The following is a 14,389-nucleotide window of genomic DNA, read 5'->3' on the forward strand; positions in this document are numbered from 1 at the left end:
TGCGGGAATTTCAACCGAGTGAGCGATTGATTTCGTTACGTGACGATCTACTTTGGCGGCAGTGTCAGTCGATGCCTGTAGGCAAAGCCGGTATGATCGCGGGGGAGAGACTTTGAAACATCTGCGCACGACGCTCGGGCCCAAGAGCAAATCCGAACTTGGGATGATCCTGCCGCACGAGCATGTCTTCGTCGACCTCAGGACGCCGGACCAGCCCGGTTATGCTGAAGCAGAGATCGAAGACGTCGTTCGGCTGATGGCCCCTGAGATCGAACGGATCAAGAAGCTCGGTGTGACGGCATTGGTCGAATGCTCGACGGGCGGCGTCGGGCGCCGCGCGGATATCGATCTTGCCGTGTCGCTCGCGACGGATTTTCCGATCGTCGTTCCCACCGGCAATTACCGCGAGCCCTGGATTCCCGAATGGGTTCGCCATGCTTCCGAGAAGGAACTGGAGGCGTGGATGCTTGCCGAGCTGACCGAGCAGATCGGCGAGACCGGCTTCCAGGCGGGCTGGATCAAGCTCAGCGCCGGCGATGACGGCATGACGGCGCTCGAGACGAAAATCCTGCGCGCAGCCGCGCGCGCGGCGGCGCAGACGGACGCCGTCATCGGCAGTCATACGATCAGAGGACGGGTCGTCATGGATCAGCTAGACGTCATCGAGGCGGAGGGCTACCGGGCCGACAGGTTCATCTCGATCCACACGCAGGAAGAACAGGATTTCGCCGTTAATGTCGCCGTCGCCGAGCGCGGCGCCTGGATCGAGTATGACCATGTCGGCCGGGCCGGGGACAACGAGGTGGCGGAGCTGGTGATCAAGGCGCTGGAGGCGGGCTGCGGCGACCGCCTGTTGCTGAGCCATGACCGGGGCTGGTTCGATCCGGCGCTGCCGATGGGCGGGATACCCAAGCCTTACACCCATCTTTCCACGGTCTTGCTGCCCGAGTTGAAACGGCGGGGCATCGATGACGGGACCCTGATGCGCCTGACCCATGAGAATCCGTTTGAGGCTTTCGCCCGATAGGGGAGTGGCCGGGCACGACCCAATATCTCAATCCCCAATTGGCTTGTCTCTGTTACTAGACGCACATCGATCTTTCGACATGTTCGTCGATGGCGGAAATGATCTCTTCCCAATCTCCGGGATGAAGTTCGTGGCCGCCACCTTCGATCTTCACGAACTTCGCATCTGTCACAGTCCGCGCGAGCGTCTCTCCGTGCATCGGCGGAAAGACCGGATCGGCGGTGCCGTGAAGGACGAGAAGCGGTACGTTCATCTCGTCGAGCCGGCCCCGCCATGTCTCGCCGATCTCAAAGAGGACGCTGTGGTTGGTGGCGCTCAGATAGCCTCCGGAGCGGTCGAAGTCCCGTTCGAGGAAGGCTCGAGTTCCGGCTTCGTCGAATGGACGTGCCGTTCCGGCGGTCAGGCGCGCATCCTCGACCAGGTACGCGACCGCGTCCGCCCGGTCCGACCAGTCCGCTTCCACGGCCGTATGTTCCAGCCAGGCCTCGCCGCTCGGAGGGAAATGGGACGTGTCCACACCGACCGGCGAGGTACTGATCGCCGTTAGGGAAAGCACGCGTTCCGGGCTCTTTAGTGCGGCCACTTGCCCGACCATGCCGCCGAGGGAAAATCCGACGATATGAGCGTTCGGGATTCCGTAGCCGTCGAGTACACGGAAGACGTCATCGACGGCGTCCTCGAAGGTGTAGCCGGGTCGACCGGGCGGATATTTGGTCGAAAGGCCGGAATCGCGCTGGTCGTAGCGGATCACGAAGCGACCCCGTTCGGCGAGCCGACGGCAGAATTCCTCCGGCCACCACAGCATCGACGCCATTCCGCCCATGATCAGAAGTAACGGCGGCTGGTTCGGATTGCCGAAGCTCTGCGTTGCGAGCTCGACCCCGTCAGTGCGGATCATCAGCCCACTCATGCGAGGCCCTCGCGGTGCAGCGCGGCTTGCACCGCAGGCCTTTGTTCGATCCGTGCGATGTATTCGCCTAACGGCTCGGGCAGAGCGAATCCGAGTTGAGCCGCGCCCCACGCGAGTTGGAAAAGATAGGCATCAGCGACCGTGAAGGTCTCTCCGAACAGATAGCCCCGCTCAAGTCGGCCGGCGACGAAGCCGAACCAGTGCACTATTTGCTGACCCGTCGGCTCCCTGACTTCCTCCGGAAGCGATAGGTAGGTGGGAAAACGCTTGTGAATCTCGGTCGCGATAAAGCTCAGCATCTCGAGTAGGCGGACGCGGCCCAGATGACCCTGCGGTGCCAACTCCGGTGCGCGCTCGGCGATCCAAGCCAGGATGGCAACATTTTCGGTCAGCACCTCTCCATCGTCGAACATAAGGGCGGGCACATAGCCCGTCGGATTGATGTCCATGTATCGGCCGCCCCCTTCAATCTGCTTCGTCTCCAGGTCGACCTTGACCAGGTCGAATTGAATTCCAGCCTCCAGCATGGCGATGTGGTCCGCCAAGCTGGTGAATCCGGGCGCAAAGTAAAGTTTCATCCAACCGCTCCTTTCTTCGTTTCATATGCCCTGGTCCAAGAAGAGGTGGGCAGCGTCAGGCGGTTACCCGATCGCCCGCGTTCAGACGTTCTCTTCATGTCCGCATACTGCGCCTAAGGTGGGGGTGCCGCATCGGGCATATTGAGTAGGACCGCTTTGAAATGCATGTCCGGGGGCAGAAAAATCCAGTCGAACCGACTGAGCGCATCTAGTCGGCGGCACTAACCGTCGGGATCGGGCAGCCTGCTGCCGGTTGTACACATGGGATGATTATGGCTTCATCTCTGCAATCTCGAATTTCAGGTATCGGAGCATTTTGTGTCGACTTTCCGTAAAAGGGCGCGGTTTTCGGGCAGAGCCGCAGAACTCAATTCCATGGAAACCGCTTTCCGAGATGTCTCTGGCGGTCGGCAATGTTGCATTCTTCTCGGGGCAGAAGCAGGTGGCGGAAAAAGCCGGCTGGTCGACGCGTTCGCCGATCGACTCTCAGGCCGGGCCCTGATCCTAAAAGGTGGGTGCATTGAGCACCAGGAATCGGCCTTACCTTACGCGCCTATTACAGCTCTTCTGCATGAATTGGTTCGCCTGCGCGGCCAGTCCGCAGTCGGATCGCTTGTCAGCGGCGAGGGTGCCCGAGAACTGGCGTGGCTTCTTCCCGAACTCGGCGAAACCTCCGAGCGATTTGATGCGGGCATCGCAAGGTCACGGCTGTTCGAGACACTTCGAATGTTGTTCGAGGAATTGGCGCGAGAGATGCCGCTCGTCCTGGTCATCGAGGACATCCACTGGGCCGATCAGGGAACCTGCGATTTGCTTCGCTTTCTTTCGACGCGGCTGAAGAAAATACGGCTCATGCTGATCGTCACCTATCGACCCGAGGAGGCGAACGGCCCCAACGCATTGCGGACAACCATCGTGGACCTCTCTCTTTCCGAGGGTTCTGAAGTGCTGAAACTTCCTCGCCTCACCCGCGCGGAGATCGCCATGCAGCTCCAGGGCCTGCTCGGATCGCCGCCAACGCCTGCTACAATTAACAGCGTGTATTTGCGGGGCTGCGGAATCCCGCTGTTTACCGAGGCACTTATCGATGCGAGCGGAAGCTTGCGCACAGATGTTCCAGGCTCGCTCAACGATTACCTGCTGAGAGGCGTGAGAGACCTGCCGGCATCCACGGCCAAGTTGTTGAAAGTGATGGCGCTCGGCGGACCGCATATTACCCATTCGCTACTTCGCAACGTGGCGAACAAACATGACCTCGAACTCGCAGAGTTGTTGCGCCCCGCGATTTCGGCGGGGGTCGTCGCGGCCGATCGTGATGGATATGCGTTCCGCCACGCACTCATCCAGGACGCTGTGCGGGGCGACCTGATCGCCGGCGAAAAGGTGGCCATCCATCGCTTCTATGCCGACGTGCTCGAACGCGGACCGGTTCCAAGCTACCGGATTTGGCATTCCGTAGCGCTCGCGCGTCATCTGCACGGCGCCGGCCAAGCAGAACGTTGCCTAAAATGGGCCTGGCATGCTGCGGCGGAAGCCGCTGCCACTTTCGCCTATGTAGACCAGATGGAGATGCTGAAGCTCGTGTTAGCGGCGTGGCCCGAGGTCGAAGATGCGACTGGATTGATCGGCGTGGACCATTGCAAGGTGTTGGAACTCGCTGCTGACGCCGCCTGCTGGGCAGCGGAGGCGGAGCAGGGGCTCGCCTTTGTCGAACGCGCGCTCGCCGAACTGGATGCCGACGGCGACGGCGAACAATTGGCGGCGCTTCTTCTGCAGCGCGCGGTAATGCGTCAGCACGCGCTTCTTCCAGGCGAGATCGCAGACCTTGAGCGCGCGCTCGATCATGCAGTCCGTCCCACAAGGTTGCGCGCTGATGCCCTCGGACAGTTTTCCCGTGCGCTGATTTTACGGGGAGAGTTCGATCGCGCCAGGTGCTTGGGCGAGGAACTGAGGGATTTGGCGGAGAGGCTCGACGATGAGGAATACCGTATCGAGGCCCTGATCATTGCGGCGTCGCTGGACATGACGCCGAACGTGTCTCGCATCGATGCCCATCGGACCGTCGCAATGCGGGCGGAGCAGGTGTCCATAGGCCGAGTCGAGATTCTTGCGGGCGCAGCACTGCTGCAGGCGCTGCTCGACGCAGGAGAATATGGTCAGATCATTGAGATCGGACCGGCGATTTTTGCGCGGACGGTCGAACTCGGGCAGGCACGGTATATAGGAGCACTGGTCGGTTCGCCCCTTTGCCGCGCCTTCTTGGTCTTGGGCCATGTCTCCGCAGCCACTGAGACATGCGAACGGATGGCGGCCCTGGATCCGCTGCCATTGGGGCTTGTTCACGTCTTCGAATGCCAAGCCGAGATCGCCTTGGCATTAGGGGATGCGGATCGAATTGCTGCAGCGGCAAGATCGTTGCGGGCTCTCCCCCCGGGGCCTCAAGTTGCCACCGGTATGGCAGCCAGCCTTCTGAAATTTGACATTGAAAGCTCAGCGTTATCAGGTGACATGGATCAGTCGGCGCTTTTGGTGAGATCTGCTCTGGCTCACCTGGAGAAGCGAGGGGGCGCCTCCTGGCCGCTCCTGGCTTCCGCCATCCGCGTTGCCGTCGATACGAACCAGAGAGACGTTGCTCTGGAACTGGCCGAGCTTGCCGCTCAGGTCCCATGCCGAAATATGGTAGAGCAGACCGAGAGGCTGGCGATTTTGGCTGAGATGTCGCGCGCCACGGTTTCTGATCTCGATGGATGGGCTGCGGTTGCCCAAAGCTGGGCTGGATTGAACCAGCCCTTTCGGCAGGCGTACGCCCTTATGCAGGCAGGTGCCGCCGCAGTGAGCGCCGGCAAGCGGACGAGTGGGGCGCGCCATTTCAGGCGCGGCGCGAAGCTTGCTCATTCGATCGGCGCCTGCCTTTTGGGCAACCAGATTGAAGCCATCGCTGCAAAAGCGCGTATTAGTTTACGAGATGAAGAGGATGAGGGGGCGCCGAAGGCGCCCCTCGGCCTGACAGATCGGGAATTCGAGGTCCTCCGGCTAGTCGCGGCTGGCCAGAGCAATCGGGAGATCGCGAAGAACCTATTCATTTCCTCGAAAACGGCGAGCGTTCATGTGTCCAACATTTTGAGCAAGCTTTCCGTCCCCAGCCGGGGCGCCGCCGCGGCGGTCGCACACCGGCTCAGGATCATCGATCTGGGATAGGGATTGATGGTTTGGATGCACAGTGCGCATACGGATTGGACAAGGAGATTCGGCTGGACCGGAGTGATCAAGCAAAATTGCGTCCTCAGCCGTCGGCTGCCGAGGGCGACGGCCGCTTCGGCTCTGTCGGCTTGCTGGAGCCTTTCCAAAAATCGACGGCGATACCAGGATCTATGAGAAGCCGCGCTCATCGAACAAAAGTGCCATGCTGATCGCATCGATGAACCGGCCATCGATGCACGCCGCACGCCGGACGATACCTTCGTGGGCAAATCCCGTCTTTTCGTAGAGAGCGATAGCACGGGCGTTGTCTTCATAAACATCGAGTTCGACCCGGGCAAAACCGCTTTTCTGTGCGGCTCTCAATGTCGTCTCGATGAGCCGTCGTCCGAGACCCTTGCCCCGATAGGCGGGAAGAATCCCCATTCCTAGCCTTCCGCGATGGGCGTGCGACGGGAAGAAGTGCCGGCTGATGTCGCACCAACCAACGACCTCGCCTTCAGCGGTGGCAACGAATTGCGGATTGCCTTTCGCAATCATGCCCATCACGAACTCACGCGTCTGCGGCAGGGGCGTTGCTTCCAGCATGGACAGGTATTTTTTCTCCCGCGCGACCATGTCGAGCGCATGATGAAAGCTGTCAATATGAACGGCAGCGATCGGCTCGATCCTGATGCCCGGCGTATCCGACAACGCTGCTGCATCCATGCGCTTCTCCTTCAACGATTGCGGAATGCCTATCTGAGACCTGCCGCAGACCGATACGGGAGCGCATAATTCACGCTCCGTCAACCTTTACGTGTCAACTTCCAGGCAGCGGGCGCCATCAAAAGGTTGCAGGTATTGAAGGTCGGGCTCACATCCCACATTACATTCGTCTTGGTGACGCTCACCTGCGCGGCGGCCGTGTTGCTGTGCGGGTTTGCGTGGCTCGCCGCGGTGAAGGTCGATGATCTCTCCTTGCGCCGGCAGGCCGACTTCGTCGGCCACGGATTGGAAGAGCAGATCGCGGCCCTTCCCCGGGAGCAGGAAAGCGTCACCAAATGGGACGATGCCTTCCTTTATGCCAAGCAGCGGAACCATGAATGGCTGCTTGATAATGTCGGCCGGTGGACGAGCCGGTATTTTGGTCACGACAGGACCTATATCTTCGACGATACCAATCGCCTGATGTTTGCGTTTCGCGACGGCGCGGATGCCATGCCGCCCCGGCTCGGTAATGACGACGGCCGAGAAATGACCGCGCTTGCCGCAGAGATGCGCGCCGTTCTCGTCGATCGGTCTGCGAAGCCCGGCACAGAGGCGCTCGGTAAACTGGCTGTGGTTCGCACGATCATGATCGGCAACAGGCCGGCAATTGCCAGCGCACGTCCCATTCTGCCGAGCTCGGCCCGGATGCAGATCGAGGCGGGCCAGGAGTTCATCGCCGTCTCGGTCAAGTTCATCGATGGAAAAGCTGCCGAAAGCATCGCCCATTATGCGCGGCTTGAAGGATTGCATTTCGCGCCTTCGAAGGGTGAGGACGAGCGGGCGCAGGTGCCTGTGCCGTCCCATGACGGCGGCACGATCGGCTATCTCGTGTGGCCGCCTATCCTGCCCGGATTTATGCTGCTTAAACAGATTGCGCCGGCGGGGCTCGGCTGCCTGGCGCTGCTAATCGCCGTCGTCTTCTGGCTCGGACGAGGTCTGCATCGCACCTCGTTGACCCTGCTGGACAGCCAGGCGCAGCTCACCCACCACCGCAACCATCTGGAGGAGATGGTGGCCGATCGAACGGCCGAGATCGAAAGGCAGAGAGAGGAGCTGGATCGCCTGCTGGTGCACGAACGCCAGGTGAATGCGCTCCAGCGCCAGTTCGTCGCCATGGCCTCTCACGAGTTTCGCACGCCGCTCGCCATCATCGATGCCGCTGCCCAGCGGCTCTGCCGCTCGATAACCAATGTCAGTGGTGATTACGTTCACGAAAAAGCCGGCGTGATCCGCAGCGCGGTGGTGCGCATGGTCGATCTGATGGAGAGCATCCTCGCCAGCGGCCGGCTCGAAACCGGACAGATCACACTGAAGCGGAGCGAAGGCGATCTGAAAGCGGTACTCGTCACCTGCTGCGACAGACAGCGCCAGCTCAGCCGCTCGCATCTGTTCCATCTCGATCTCAAGCCCATACCTGATGTATTGACATTCGACCGCAGCGCGATGGAACAGGTCTTCACCAATCTGATTTCGAACGCCGTCAAATATTCGCCGAACGCGCCTGATATTCATCTTCGCGCCCGGACCGACGAGAAGACGGTGGAGATTGCCATCTCTGACAGCGGCATCGGCATGGATGCGGAGGATCTGCCGAAGCTGTTCCAGCCCTACTACCGTGCCCGCAGCGCGACGGGCATTGCCGGAACCGGCATCGGCCTCAACGTCGTCAAGCAGGTCGTCGAACTGCATGGCGGTACCGTCGAGGTGACGAGCGACCTCGGCAAAGGCACAACGTTCACCATTCTTCTGCCAATAGCGTTTCTATTGTCGGATCAACAAGTCGCAGCTTAAGGAAGAGTCATGGTTACAGTTCTGTGCATAGAAGACGAAGTCGAGATCCGGAATCTCCTCGTCGAAGAATTGAGCGAAGCCGGTTACAAGACGCTCGAGGCCTCGAATGGCGCCGAAGGGCTGGAAATGATCCTGTCGAAATGGCCCGATATCGTCATCAGCGACATTTCGATGCCTGTCATGGACGGGCACCAGCTTTTGGCGGAAATTCAGATCAATCACCCGGAGCTCTCCAATATCCCCTTCATCCTGCTGACGGCGCTGACCGACCGGGAAAACACGCTGGCCGGCCTGCGCGGCGGAGCGGCGGACTATCTGACGAAGCCGCTCGACTTCGATCTGCTGCTCGCCAAGCTCGAAGGCTGCGTGACGCGTCTTGCCAACGACAAGGCGGTTCACCGGTCGTTCTGATGGTTGGGCGGCACCTAAGAGAGCCTCATCCTGAGGTGCCCCGCAGGGGCCTCGAAGGGCGAGGCGGGCGCGCCGGCGTGGATGCATGCAAGGAGCTGCGTTGCGGCGTGTCCTTCGAGGCTTCGCCCTCCGGGCTACGCGCCTCAGGATGAGGGACGTTGGTGAATACCGCTCCTAAACAATCACCGTTGGTGGACGCCGCGAGAAGAGGGCGCTTGATCCGTTACCGCCCACCTTCCATTATCCTCTTCTTGCCAGCGCATTGCCCAACACCTCGAACACTCGCGGATCGAGCATCTGAGACACGTTGAAGCGCATGAAATTCGTTGCCGATTGCGACAGGCTGAATGCGTTTCCGGGAGCCAGAACGATCCTCTTTTCGAGTGCGGCCCGCGCCACATCAGCCGCATCGATGCCGTTGGGGAGCCGGCACCAGAGGAACATTCCGGCCTGGGGCTCCAGCCAAGGCGTTATGCCGAGATTCTTCAGTCTGGCCGAGACCTCGCTCATCGCCCGGGAGAGCCGGTGTCTCAGCGTCTCCATGTGTTTGCGATAGCTGCCGTCGCTCAAGACGTTCAGCACCAGTTCCGCCGTCAGCCGGCCGCCGCCGAAGGAGGTGGCGATCTTCAGGTCTGTCAGGCCGTCTATCCATTCCGGTTTCGCCACGACGAAACCGCAGCGGGCCGAGGCTGACAGGGTCTTCGAGAAACTGCCGATGTGAATGACTCGCTCGAGCCCGTCGAAGGCGGCAAGGCGGGGTGCCGGCGTATATTCGAAATCGGCGAAGATATCGTCCTCGATAATGGTCAGGTCGAACTGGTCGGCGAGTTTTAGAACCCGGTGAGCCGTAACGGGAGACAAGGTTGCGCCGGTCGGATTGTGGATGGCAGAGTTGGTGATGTAGAGCCGCGGACGTTCATCAGCGACGATTTTGGCAAATACATCGATATCGGGACCGGACGGCGTGTAGGGCACACCGACGATCTTTGCCCGATGGGCGCGCAGCAGCGCATGGAAATTGAAATAGCAGGGATCGTCGACCAGCACGGTGTCGCCGGGTTCCAGCAGGAAACGGCAGAGCAGATCGATTGCCTGCGTGCCGGAATCGGCCAGCATGATTTGGTCGGGAGAGGCTTCGATCCCCCGTTCGCCCATGCGGCGGGAAATCAGCTGGCGCAGTTGCGGCAAGCCGAGCGGCGAGCCGTAGTCGGCAAGCGCCGGCCCATCGGCGCGGGCAAGTGTTCTGAGCCCGCGGCGCATGCCGTCTCCCGGCAGCCAGGAGGGCGGCAGCCAGCCGCAGCCGGGCTTCAGGTCGGCTTCGCCGGCCTCCAGCGATTGCCGCGATATCCAGAACGGATCGACCGCGCGGTCGAGCTTCGGGCCAGTCTCGGCAAGTGCAAAGGGCGCTGCCTGGTTGGCGACGTAGAATCCCGAGCCTGGTCTTGCCAGGATCGCGCCTTCGGCGACCAACCGCTCATAAGCGTCGACGACGGTCGAAGTCGACAGCTTCAACGTCGCGGCCAGCCCCCGGACGGAAGGCAGTCTTGCGCCCGGTGTCAGGCTGCGCCCGGCGATGCGCTGCCTGATCGTCGCGACGACCATCTCTACGCGTGTGCGTCCCTCGTTCATCTGTATTGCTTTCTGCATCACTACAGTTTCGCAAAATCGTATCAGATTGTCACTATCATGACCATCCGTGTTGGCCGATAAGAGTCAGAATGAAGGAGTGCAGCACATCATGGACCGCATGGCATCGGGATGGATCAATGGTTTTATCGGGGTGGTGATCTTCAGCGGATCGCTGCCGGCGACGCGCGTGGCGGTGATGCAGTTCGATCCGGTTTTCCTCACCGTGGCACGTGCGGCGATCGCCGGCTTTCTCGCGCTTGGCCTGCTGATTGCTTTCAGAGAGAAGCGGCCGAGCCGAGGTGATATCCTCTCCCTGGCGGTCGTCGCGCTCGGTGTCGTGGTCGGTTTCCCCCTGCTGACGGCGCTGGCGCTGCAGCATGTTACGTCGGCCCATTCGATCGTCTTCATCGGCCTGCTGCCGCTCGCAACCGCGATCTTCGGCGTGATCCGTGGCGGAGAACGGCCGAAGCCGGCATTCTGGGTCTTTTCGGTTCTCGGCAGCGCGCTGGTGGCGGGATTCGCATTGACGCAGGGCCTGACGGCCTCGCCGGTCGGCGATCTGCTGATGCTGGCGGCTGTCGTCGTCTGCGGCCTCGGCTATGCCGAAGGCGGCAGGCTGTCACGCACGCTCGGCGGGTGGCAGGTGATTTCCTGGGCGCTCGTGCTGTCGCTGCCGGTGACGGTCGCGGTGGCACTTTTCCATCGGCCGGAGACCTTCACCGGCATCGAAACGCCGGCGCTGCTCGGCCTTGCCTATGTCTCGCTGTTTTCCATGCTGATCGGCTTCATCTTCTGGTATCGCGGCCTCTCGCAGGGCGGCATCGCCGCCGTCGGGCAACTGCAGCTGCTCCAGCCGTTCTTCGGCCTGGCGCTTGCCGCAACCCTGCTGCACGAGCCCGTGACCTCAGCCATGCTCGCCGTGACCGTTGCCGTCATCCTCTGCGTCGCCGGCGCCCGCAGGTTTGCGCGGTAGGCCTGTCAGTCGCTTTACAGAGGATAAGTTTAGGAGGGCGAGACCGCTACCGCGTCCTCCTTGTAAGCGGGGAGGTGCCGGCAAGCGAATAAGGCGCTTCGCCAATTCGGCCGTGAAGTCACTCAGCATCTGAGCATGAGGAGATCGAATCTGCTCTTGGGCTGTCGTAGAACTCCCTTCGACAAGCCAACTCATGTCTCTTCAATATTGAATCCATAGGCTCGCTCGACGAGCGCAATACGGATTTCATACCGAGTATACCAGTCTGACCGACCGCGATTTTGCGCCTCAACGTGATCGACGACGGATTTCCAGGCTCGAATGCTGTCCTCATCCTTCCAATACGAAATGAGTATGCCGAAACCGTCGGCCCCGCGTGCGCTTTCGAAGCCCAGATAGCCCGGCTGCTGTTTTGCGAGTTCCGTCATCGCATAACCCATCTCGCCATAGCCGTTGTCGACCTTTGTTCGTTGAGAGGAAAAACTGACCATGTAGTATGGCGGTTCAGGCAAAGCGGCGATGGACATTTGGGCTCCGATCCGTTGAACGTCATCATGCGCGGCTCAGCGCCGCGATCGCAATGCTCTCGGCATACTGCGAAAACGAGTAATCTTAGATGCGGCGGATTGCCTTTCATCGTGGGGCATCCGCCATGGTGGCTCGATGTGGTTCCGCCATGGCTGCCCTGATATCGGAGCGCGGCCGCTGCCGAGAAGATATGCGGCGGGCCGATGTGCGACAAGGGAATGACACGTCCAACTGACGGGTTTTGTTTTGGCTTGACGGGGATGATCCTGTCAGCCTGCGCGATCGGCACTCCGCGATGCACTTTAATCCGGCGATAAAATCAGTGTGGAACTTGTGGCGGCGGGAGCAGGCCTCGACATTCGTTCCACTGTTTTCGGCGATATGGCAGATTGCGATGACGGTGATCGCGACAACTCCGCGAGCTGTCCTGACTTTAAATGGAGGCTCTGCAATGACCGAAATCGGTCGGATCCTTGGTTCGGGTAAAGAGGCCGAGGTTTTCGAATATGGCGCCTTGGCGCTGAAGCTGTACAGGCGAGCCGCCTCCAAGGCGTCGTCATTCAGGGAGGCCGCGAACCTGTCGATCCTTGAGAGGCTTGCGCTGCCGACGCCAAAGGTCCACGCGGTCGGTGAATTCGATGGGCGCTGGGGCGTGTTGATGGATCGCGCGCCCAGCTCCTGTTTTGCCGACCAATTCGTCTCGACGGCAGAAAGCGCGCCGCTTGAAGACATGGCGCAACTGCATCGAAGACTTCACGAAAAACCCGGCGACGGGTTGCCGTCTCTCATGGCCAGGCTTTCCGCCAGGATCCGGCGAGCCGAGGGCTTGGATGCTGCGTCCAGAAACCGGCTCCTGTTGGAACTCGATTTGCTTCCGGATGGCGACAGGGTGTGTCACGGCGATTTTCACCCCTGGAATATCCACGGCTCAGGGCAGGGGTTCATGATCGTCGACTGGCTCGACGCCTGCTGTGGCAATCCTTTGGCCGATGTCTGCCGAACATACGTGTTGTTGCACCATGCGATGCCAGACCGGGCGATGGGCTATGTCGAAGCTTACGCCTCGGTCACCGGATCGGAGGTCAGCGCCATTCTGGCCTGGCTTCCCGCGATTGCCGCCGCCCGGCTGACGGAAGGCGTTGCAAACGAAAATGACGAGCTGTTGCAGTTGGCTGGCGTGAGTAGATAACCGTCGAAGCTCCACGCAAGCGTTGGTCTCCGCTTTGCGCGAAGCCGCCATTGCGGCCGGCTATCGGCCCGGGTGACCTATTCGCTGTTTCCTCGGCCCTTGGCTTCCCGCACCAGATCCGGCATCCCGTCATGCGGACCGAGGGCGTGGGTGGGATGGTCATCCCACCAATCATCGTGCAGCGGTCGGCGGTGAGGGTGGAGGGGGTAGAAGATCCGGTTTTCGGCCTTATGGCGCTCGCCGACGACGAGGAGGTGCACCTCGGCTTGCGTGTTGTTGAGGAAACTATGGGCGATCCCGGTGCCGGCAGAAAATCCGACGGCGTCGCCGGGCTTCAGCCGATGGAGATGGCCATCGAGCCAGACGTCGGGCGCGCCTTCGATGACATAGACGAATTCTTCCTCGGCGCTCTCGGCATGCGGAAAGGATGTGCGCCGGCCAGGCGGCAAGCGCTCGTGATGAATGCCCAATTTCGCCAGGCCGAAATGGCGTCCGAATGGCGCGCCGATGCTCATCAATTCGTCGTCATCGTCATAGTGCGAGTCGTCTGGCCGTTCGATCTCGCTCCAGTGGACGACAAAGGAGGGGCGCTCCGAGGCTGCCATGGTAATCCTCCTGATGTGAGAGGTTTAGATGAGGACACGGACATGCTGCCGTGAATGGAAGGCGACCGCAAGGGTGAAACGGCGGCTCCCACGCAAGCGGCGTGGCTGTCTTCCCCATTTGGCTCGGGCGCCCTTCGAGCTAACCTCTTCCAATAAGCGGGTCCAGGGGCGGCGTCGGCAAAGCCAATTCTTATCAATGGCAGCCAAATCCACGTTTCCTCCATTCCTGCGACGAGCACAGGAATGGGAAGAAAGGTGGTGCCGGCCTGATCACTAGTTATACGAAAGGCTCACTTGGCGGGCACGACGAGCGGCGCCCCTTTGCGAACGATGTAAGTCGCCAGTTCCGACGCCTTGCCGCTGCCGACATTCTTCGCAGAGTGAGCGACGCCCGTGGGAATGAACAAGGATTGGCCGGCTTTAAGTGTAACCGGCTGCCTGCCCTCGAGTTGGTATTCCAGCGTTCCTTCGATGACGAAGGCGATCTCCTCGCCGGGATGCGAGTGACTGGGGGCGAGAACGCCGGGCGCGAAATCGACGCGCACCTGGACGACCTCGTGGCCGGGCACATCGATATCGTTCTTGATGAGATCAGTGCGCTGTAGCGGCTGTTCCGCGTGTGCTGTCACTGCGCCGCCGAGAACAAGGGCGAGCGCGATTGCCTGGATCATTTTCATGTCGTCATCCTTCCTGAATTAATCATTTCCGACCGATTGGCCGTATCGGGATTTAAGTCGATCATTGAACCAGGGATGTGTCTGCGGACCCCTATTTTTGTAAGCCAGTGTATCCTGCGGCGT

General features: G+C 60.7%; 13 protein-coding genes. 6 read left to right on the forward strand and 7 right to left on the reverse strand.

Translation table 11 applies throughout. The features are described 5' to 3' along the window. The first annotated feature begins 112 nt into the window (after nucleotides 1–112). Complete coding sequence (locus RWK44_RS26970) at nucleotides 113–1,027, forward strand: phosphotriesterase family protein (RefSeq protein ID WP_131642776.1); 915 nt, start codon at nucleotides 113–115, stop codon at nucleotides 1,025–1,027. 55 nt (nucleotides 1,028–1,082) lie between these two features. Here the strand turns inward: RWK44_RS26970 and RWK44_RS26975 are convergent, their stop codons facing one another. After that, complete coding sequence (locus tag RWK44_RS26975; protein WP_316029637.1) at nucleotides 1,083–1,937, reverse strand: alpha/beta fold hydrolase; 855 nt, start codon at nucleotides 1,935–1,937, stop codon at nucleotides 1,083–1,085. Continuing rightward, nucleotides 1,934–2,515 carry a glutathione S-transferase N-terminal domain-containing protein gene (locus tag RWK44_RS26980; RefSeq protein ID WP_131642774.1) on the reverse strand — a complete coding sequence of 194 codons (582 nt, stop codon included), beginning with the start codon at nucleotides 2,513–2,515 and terminating at the stop codon, nucleotides 1,934–1,936. The genes RWK44_RS26975 and RWK44_RS26980 overlap by 4 nt, the downstream gene beginning before the upstream one ends. Nucleotides 2,516–2,833: 318 nt before the next feature. Here RWK44_RS26980 and RWK44_RS26985 point away from each other — a divergent pair, with 318 nt between their 5' ends. After that, nucleotides 2,834–5,713, forward strand: coding sequence for a helix-turn-helix transcriptional regulator (locus tag RWK44_RS26985; RefSeq protein ID WP_168287138.1), 2,880 nt, complete (start codon nucleotides 2,834–2,836; stop codon nucleotides 5,711–5,713). Between the two features lie 171 nt (nucleotides 5,714–5,884). Here RWK44_RS26985 and RWK44_RS26990 read toward each other — a convergent pair whose 3' ends face one another. After that, nucleotides 5,885–6,421, reverse strand: coding sequence for a GNAT family N-acetyltransferase (locus RWK44_RS26990; RefSeq protein WP_316029638.1), 537 nt, complete (start codon nucleotides 6,419–6,421; stop codon nucleotides 5,885–5,887). Nucleotides 6,422–6,556: 135 nt separating this feature from the next. Between RWK44_RS26990 and RWK44_RS26995 the strand changes: the two genes are divergently transcribed. After that, on the forward strand, nucleotides 6,557–8,254 hold the full coding sequence (locus tag RWK44_RS26995) for a sensor histidine kinase (protein WP_316029639.1): 1,698 nt from the start codon (nucleotides 6,557–6,559) through the stop codon (nucleotides 8,252–8,254). Between the two features lie 9 nt (nucleotides 8,255–8,263). After that, complete coding sequence (locus RWK44_RS27000; protein ID WP_003560657.1) at nucleotides 8,264–8,665, forward strand: response regulator; 402 nt, start codon at nucleotides 8,264–8,266, stop codon at nucleotides 8,663–8,665. Nucleotides 8,666–8,905: 240 nt separating this feature from the next. Here the strand turns inward: RWK44_RS27000 and RWK44_RS27005 are convergent, their stop codons facing one another. After that, the gene (locus RWK44_RS27005; protein ID WP_316029640.1) at nucleotides 8,906–10,315 is read right to left on the reverse strand and encodes an aminotransferase-like domain-containing protein; all 1,410 of its coding nucleotides are present in this window, start codon (nucleotides 10,313–10,315) and stop codon (nucleotides 8,906–8,908) included. 88 nt (nucleotides 10,316–10,403) lie between these two features. Between RWK44_RS27005 and RWK44_RS27010 the strand changes: the two genes are divergently transcribed. Next, the gene (locus tag RWK44_RS27010) at nucleotides 10,404–11,267 is read left to right on the forward strand and encodes a DMT family transporter (RefSeq protein ID WP_221948941.1); all 864 of its coding nucleotides are present in this window, start codon (nucleotides 10,404–10,406) and stop codon (nucleotides 11,265–11,267) included. 191 nt (nucleotides 11,268–11,458) lie between these two features. Here the strand turns inward: RWK44_RS27010 and RWK44_RS27015 are convergent, their stop codons facing one another. After that, nucleotides 11,459–11,794, reverse strand: coding sequence for an antibiotic biosynthesis monooxygenase family protein (locus RWK44_RS27015; protein ID WP_062943321.1), 336 nt, complete (start codon nucleotides 11,792–11,794; stop codon nucleotides 11,459–11,461). A 452-nt stretch (nucleotides 11,795–12,246) separates the two neighbouring features. Here RWK44_RS27015 and RWK44_RS27020 point away from each other — a divergent pair, with 452 nt between their 5' ends. Beyond that, on the forward strand, nucleotides 12,247–12,984 hold the full coding sequence (locus tag RWK44_RS27020; RefSeq protein ID WP_316029641.1) for a phosphotransferase family protein: 738 nt from the start codon (nucleotides 12,247–12,249) through the stop codon (nucleotides 12,982–12,984). A 77-nt stretch (nucleotides 12,985–13,061) separates the two neighbouring features. Here the strand turns inward: RWK44_RS27020 and RWK44_RS27025 are convergent, their stop codons facing one another. Next, nucleotides 13,062–13,589, reverse strand: a complete 528-nt coding sequence (locus RWK44_RS27025) for a cupin domain-containing protein (protein ID WP_316029642.1) — start codon at nucleotides 13,587–13,589, stop codon at nucleotides 13,062–13,064. A gap of 290 nt (nucleotides 13,590–13,879) precedes the next feature. Next, nucleotides 13,880–14,266, reverse strand: a complete 387-nt coding sequence (locus RWK44_RS27030; protein ID WP_027668673.1) for a cupin domain-containing protein — start codon at nucleotides 14,264–14,266, stop codon at nucleotides 13,880–13,882. Nucleotides 14,267–14,389 lie beyond the last annotated feature (123 nt).

Source organism: Rhizobium sp. 25PS6 (assembly GCF_032464655.1).
GTDB classification, from domain to species: domain Bacteria; phylum Pseudomonadota; class Alphaproteobacteria; order Rhizobiales; family Rhizobiaceae; genus Rhizobium; species Rhizobium laguerreae.

Excerpts from the sequence above, each read along its gene's own strand:
- RWK44_RS26975 (WP_316029637.1), bottom strand. The coding sequence starts at position 1,937 with ATGAGTGGGCTGATGATCCGCACTGACGGGGTCGAGCTCGCAACGCAG.
- RWK44_RS26980 (WP_131642774.1), bottom strand. The coding sequence starts at position 2,515 with ATGAAACTTTACTTTGCGCCCGGATTCACCAGCTTGGCGGACCACATC.
- RWK44_RS26990 (WP_316029638.1), bottom strand. The coding sequence starts at position 6,421 with ATGGATGCAGCAGCGTTGTCGGATACGCCGGGCATCAGGATCGAGCCG.
- RWK44_RS27000 (WP_003560657.1), top strand. The coding sequence starts at position 8,264 with ATGGTTACAGTTCTGTGCATAGAAGACGAAGTCGAGATCCGGAATCTC.
- RWK44_RS27010 (WP_221948941.1), top strand. The coding sequence starts at position 10,404 with ATGGACCGCATGGCATCGGGATGGATCAATGGTTTTATCGGGGTGGTG.
- RWK44_RS27015 (WP_062943321.1), bottom strand. The coding sequence starts at position 11,794 with ATGTCCATCGCCGCTTTGCCTGAACCGCCATACTACATGGTCAGTTTT.
- RWK44_RS27020 (WP_316029641.1), top strand. The coding sequence starts at position 12,247 with ATGACCGAAATCGGTCGGATCCTTGGTTCGGGTAAAGAGGCCGAGGTT.
- RWK44_RS27025 (WP_316029642.1), bottom strand. The coding sequence starts at position 13,589 with ATGGCAGCCTCGGAGCGCCCCTCCTTTGTCGTCCACTGGAGCGAGATC.
- RWK44_RS27030 (WP_027668673.1), bottom strand. The coding sequence starts at position 14,266 with ATGAAAATGATCCAGGCAATCGCGCTCGCCCTTGTTCTCGGCGGCGCA.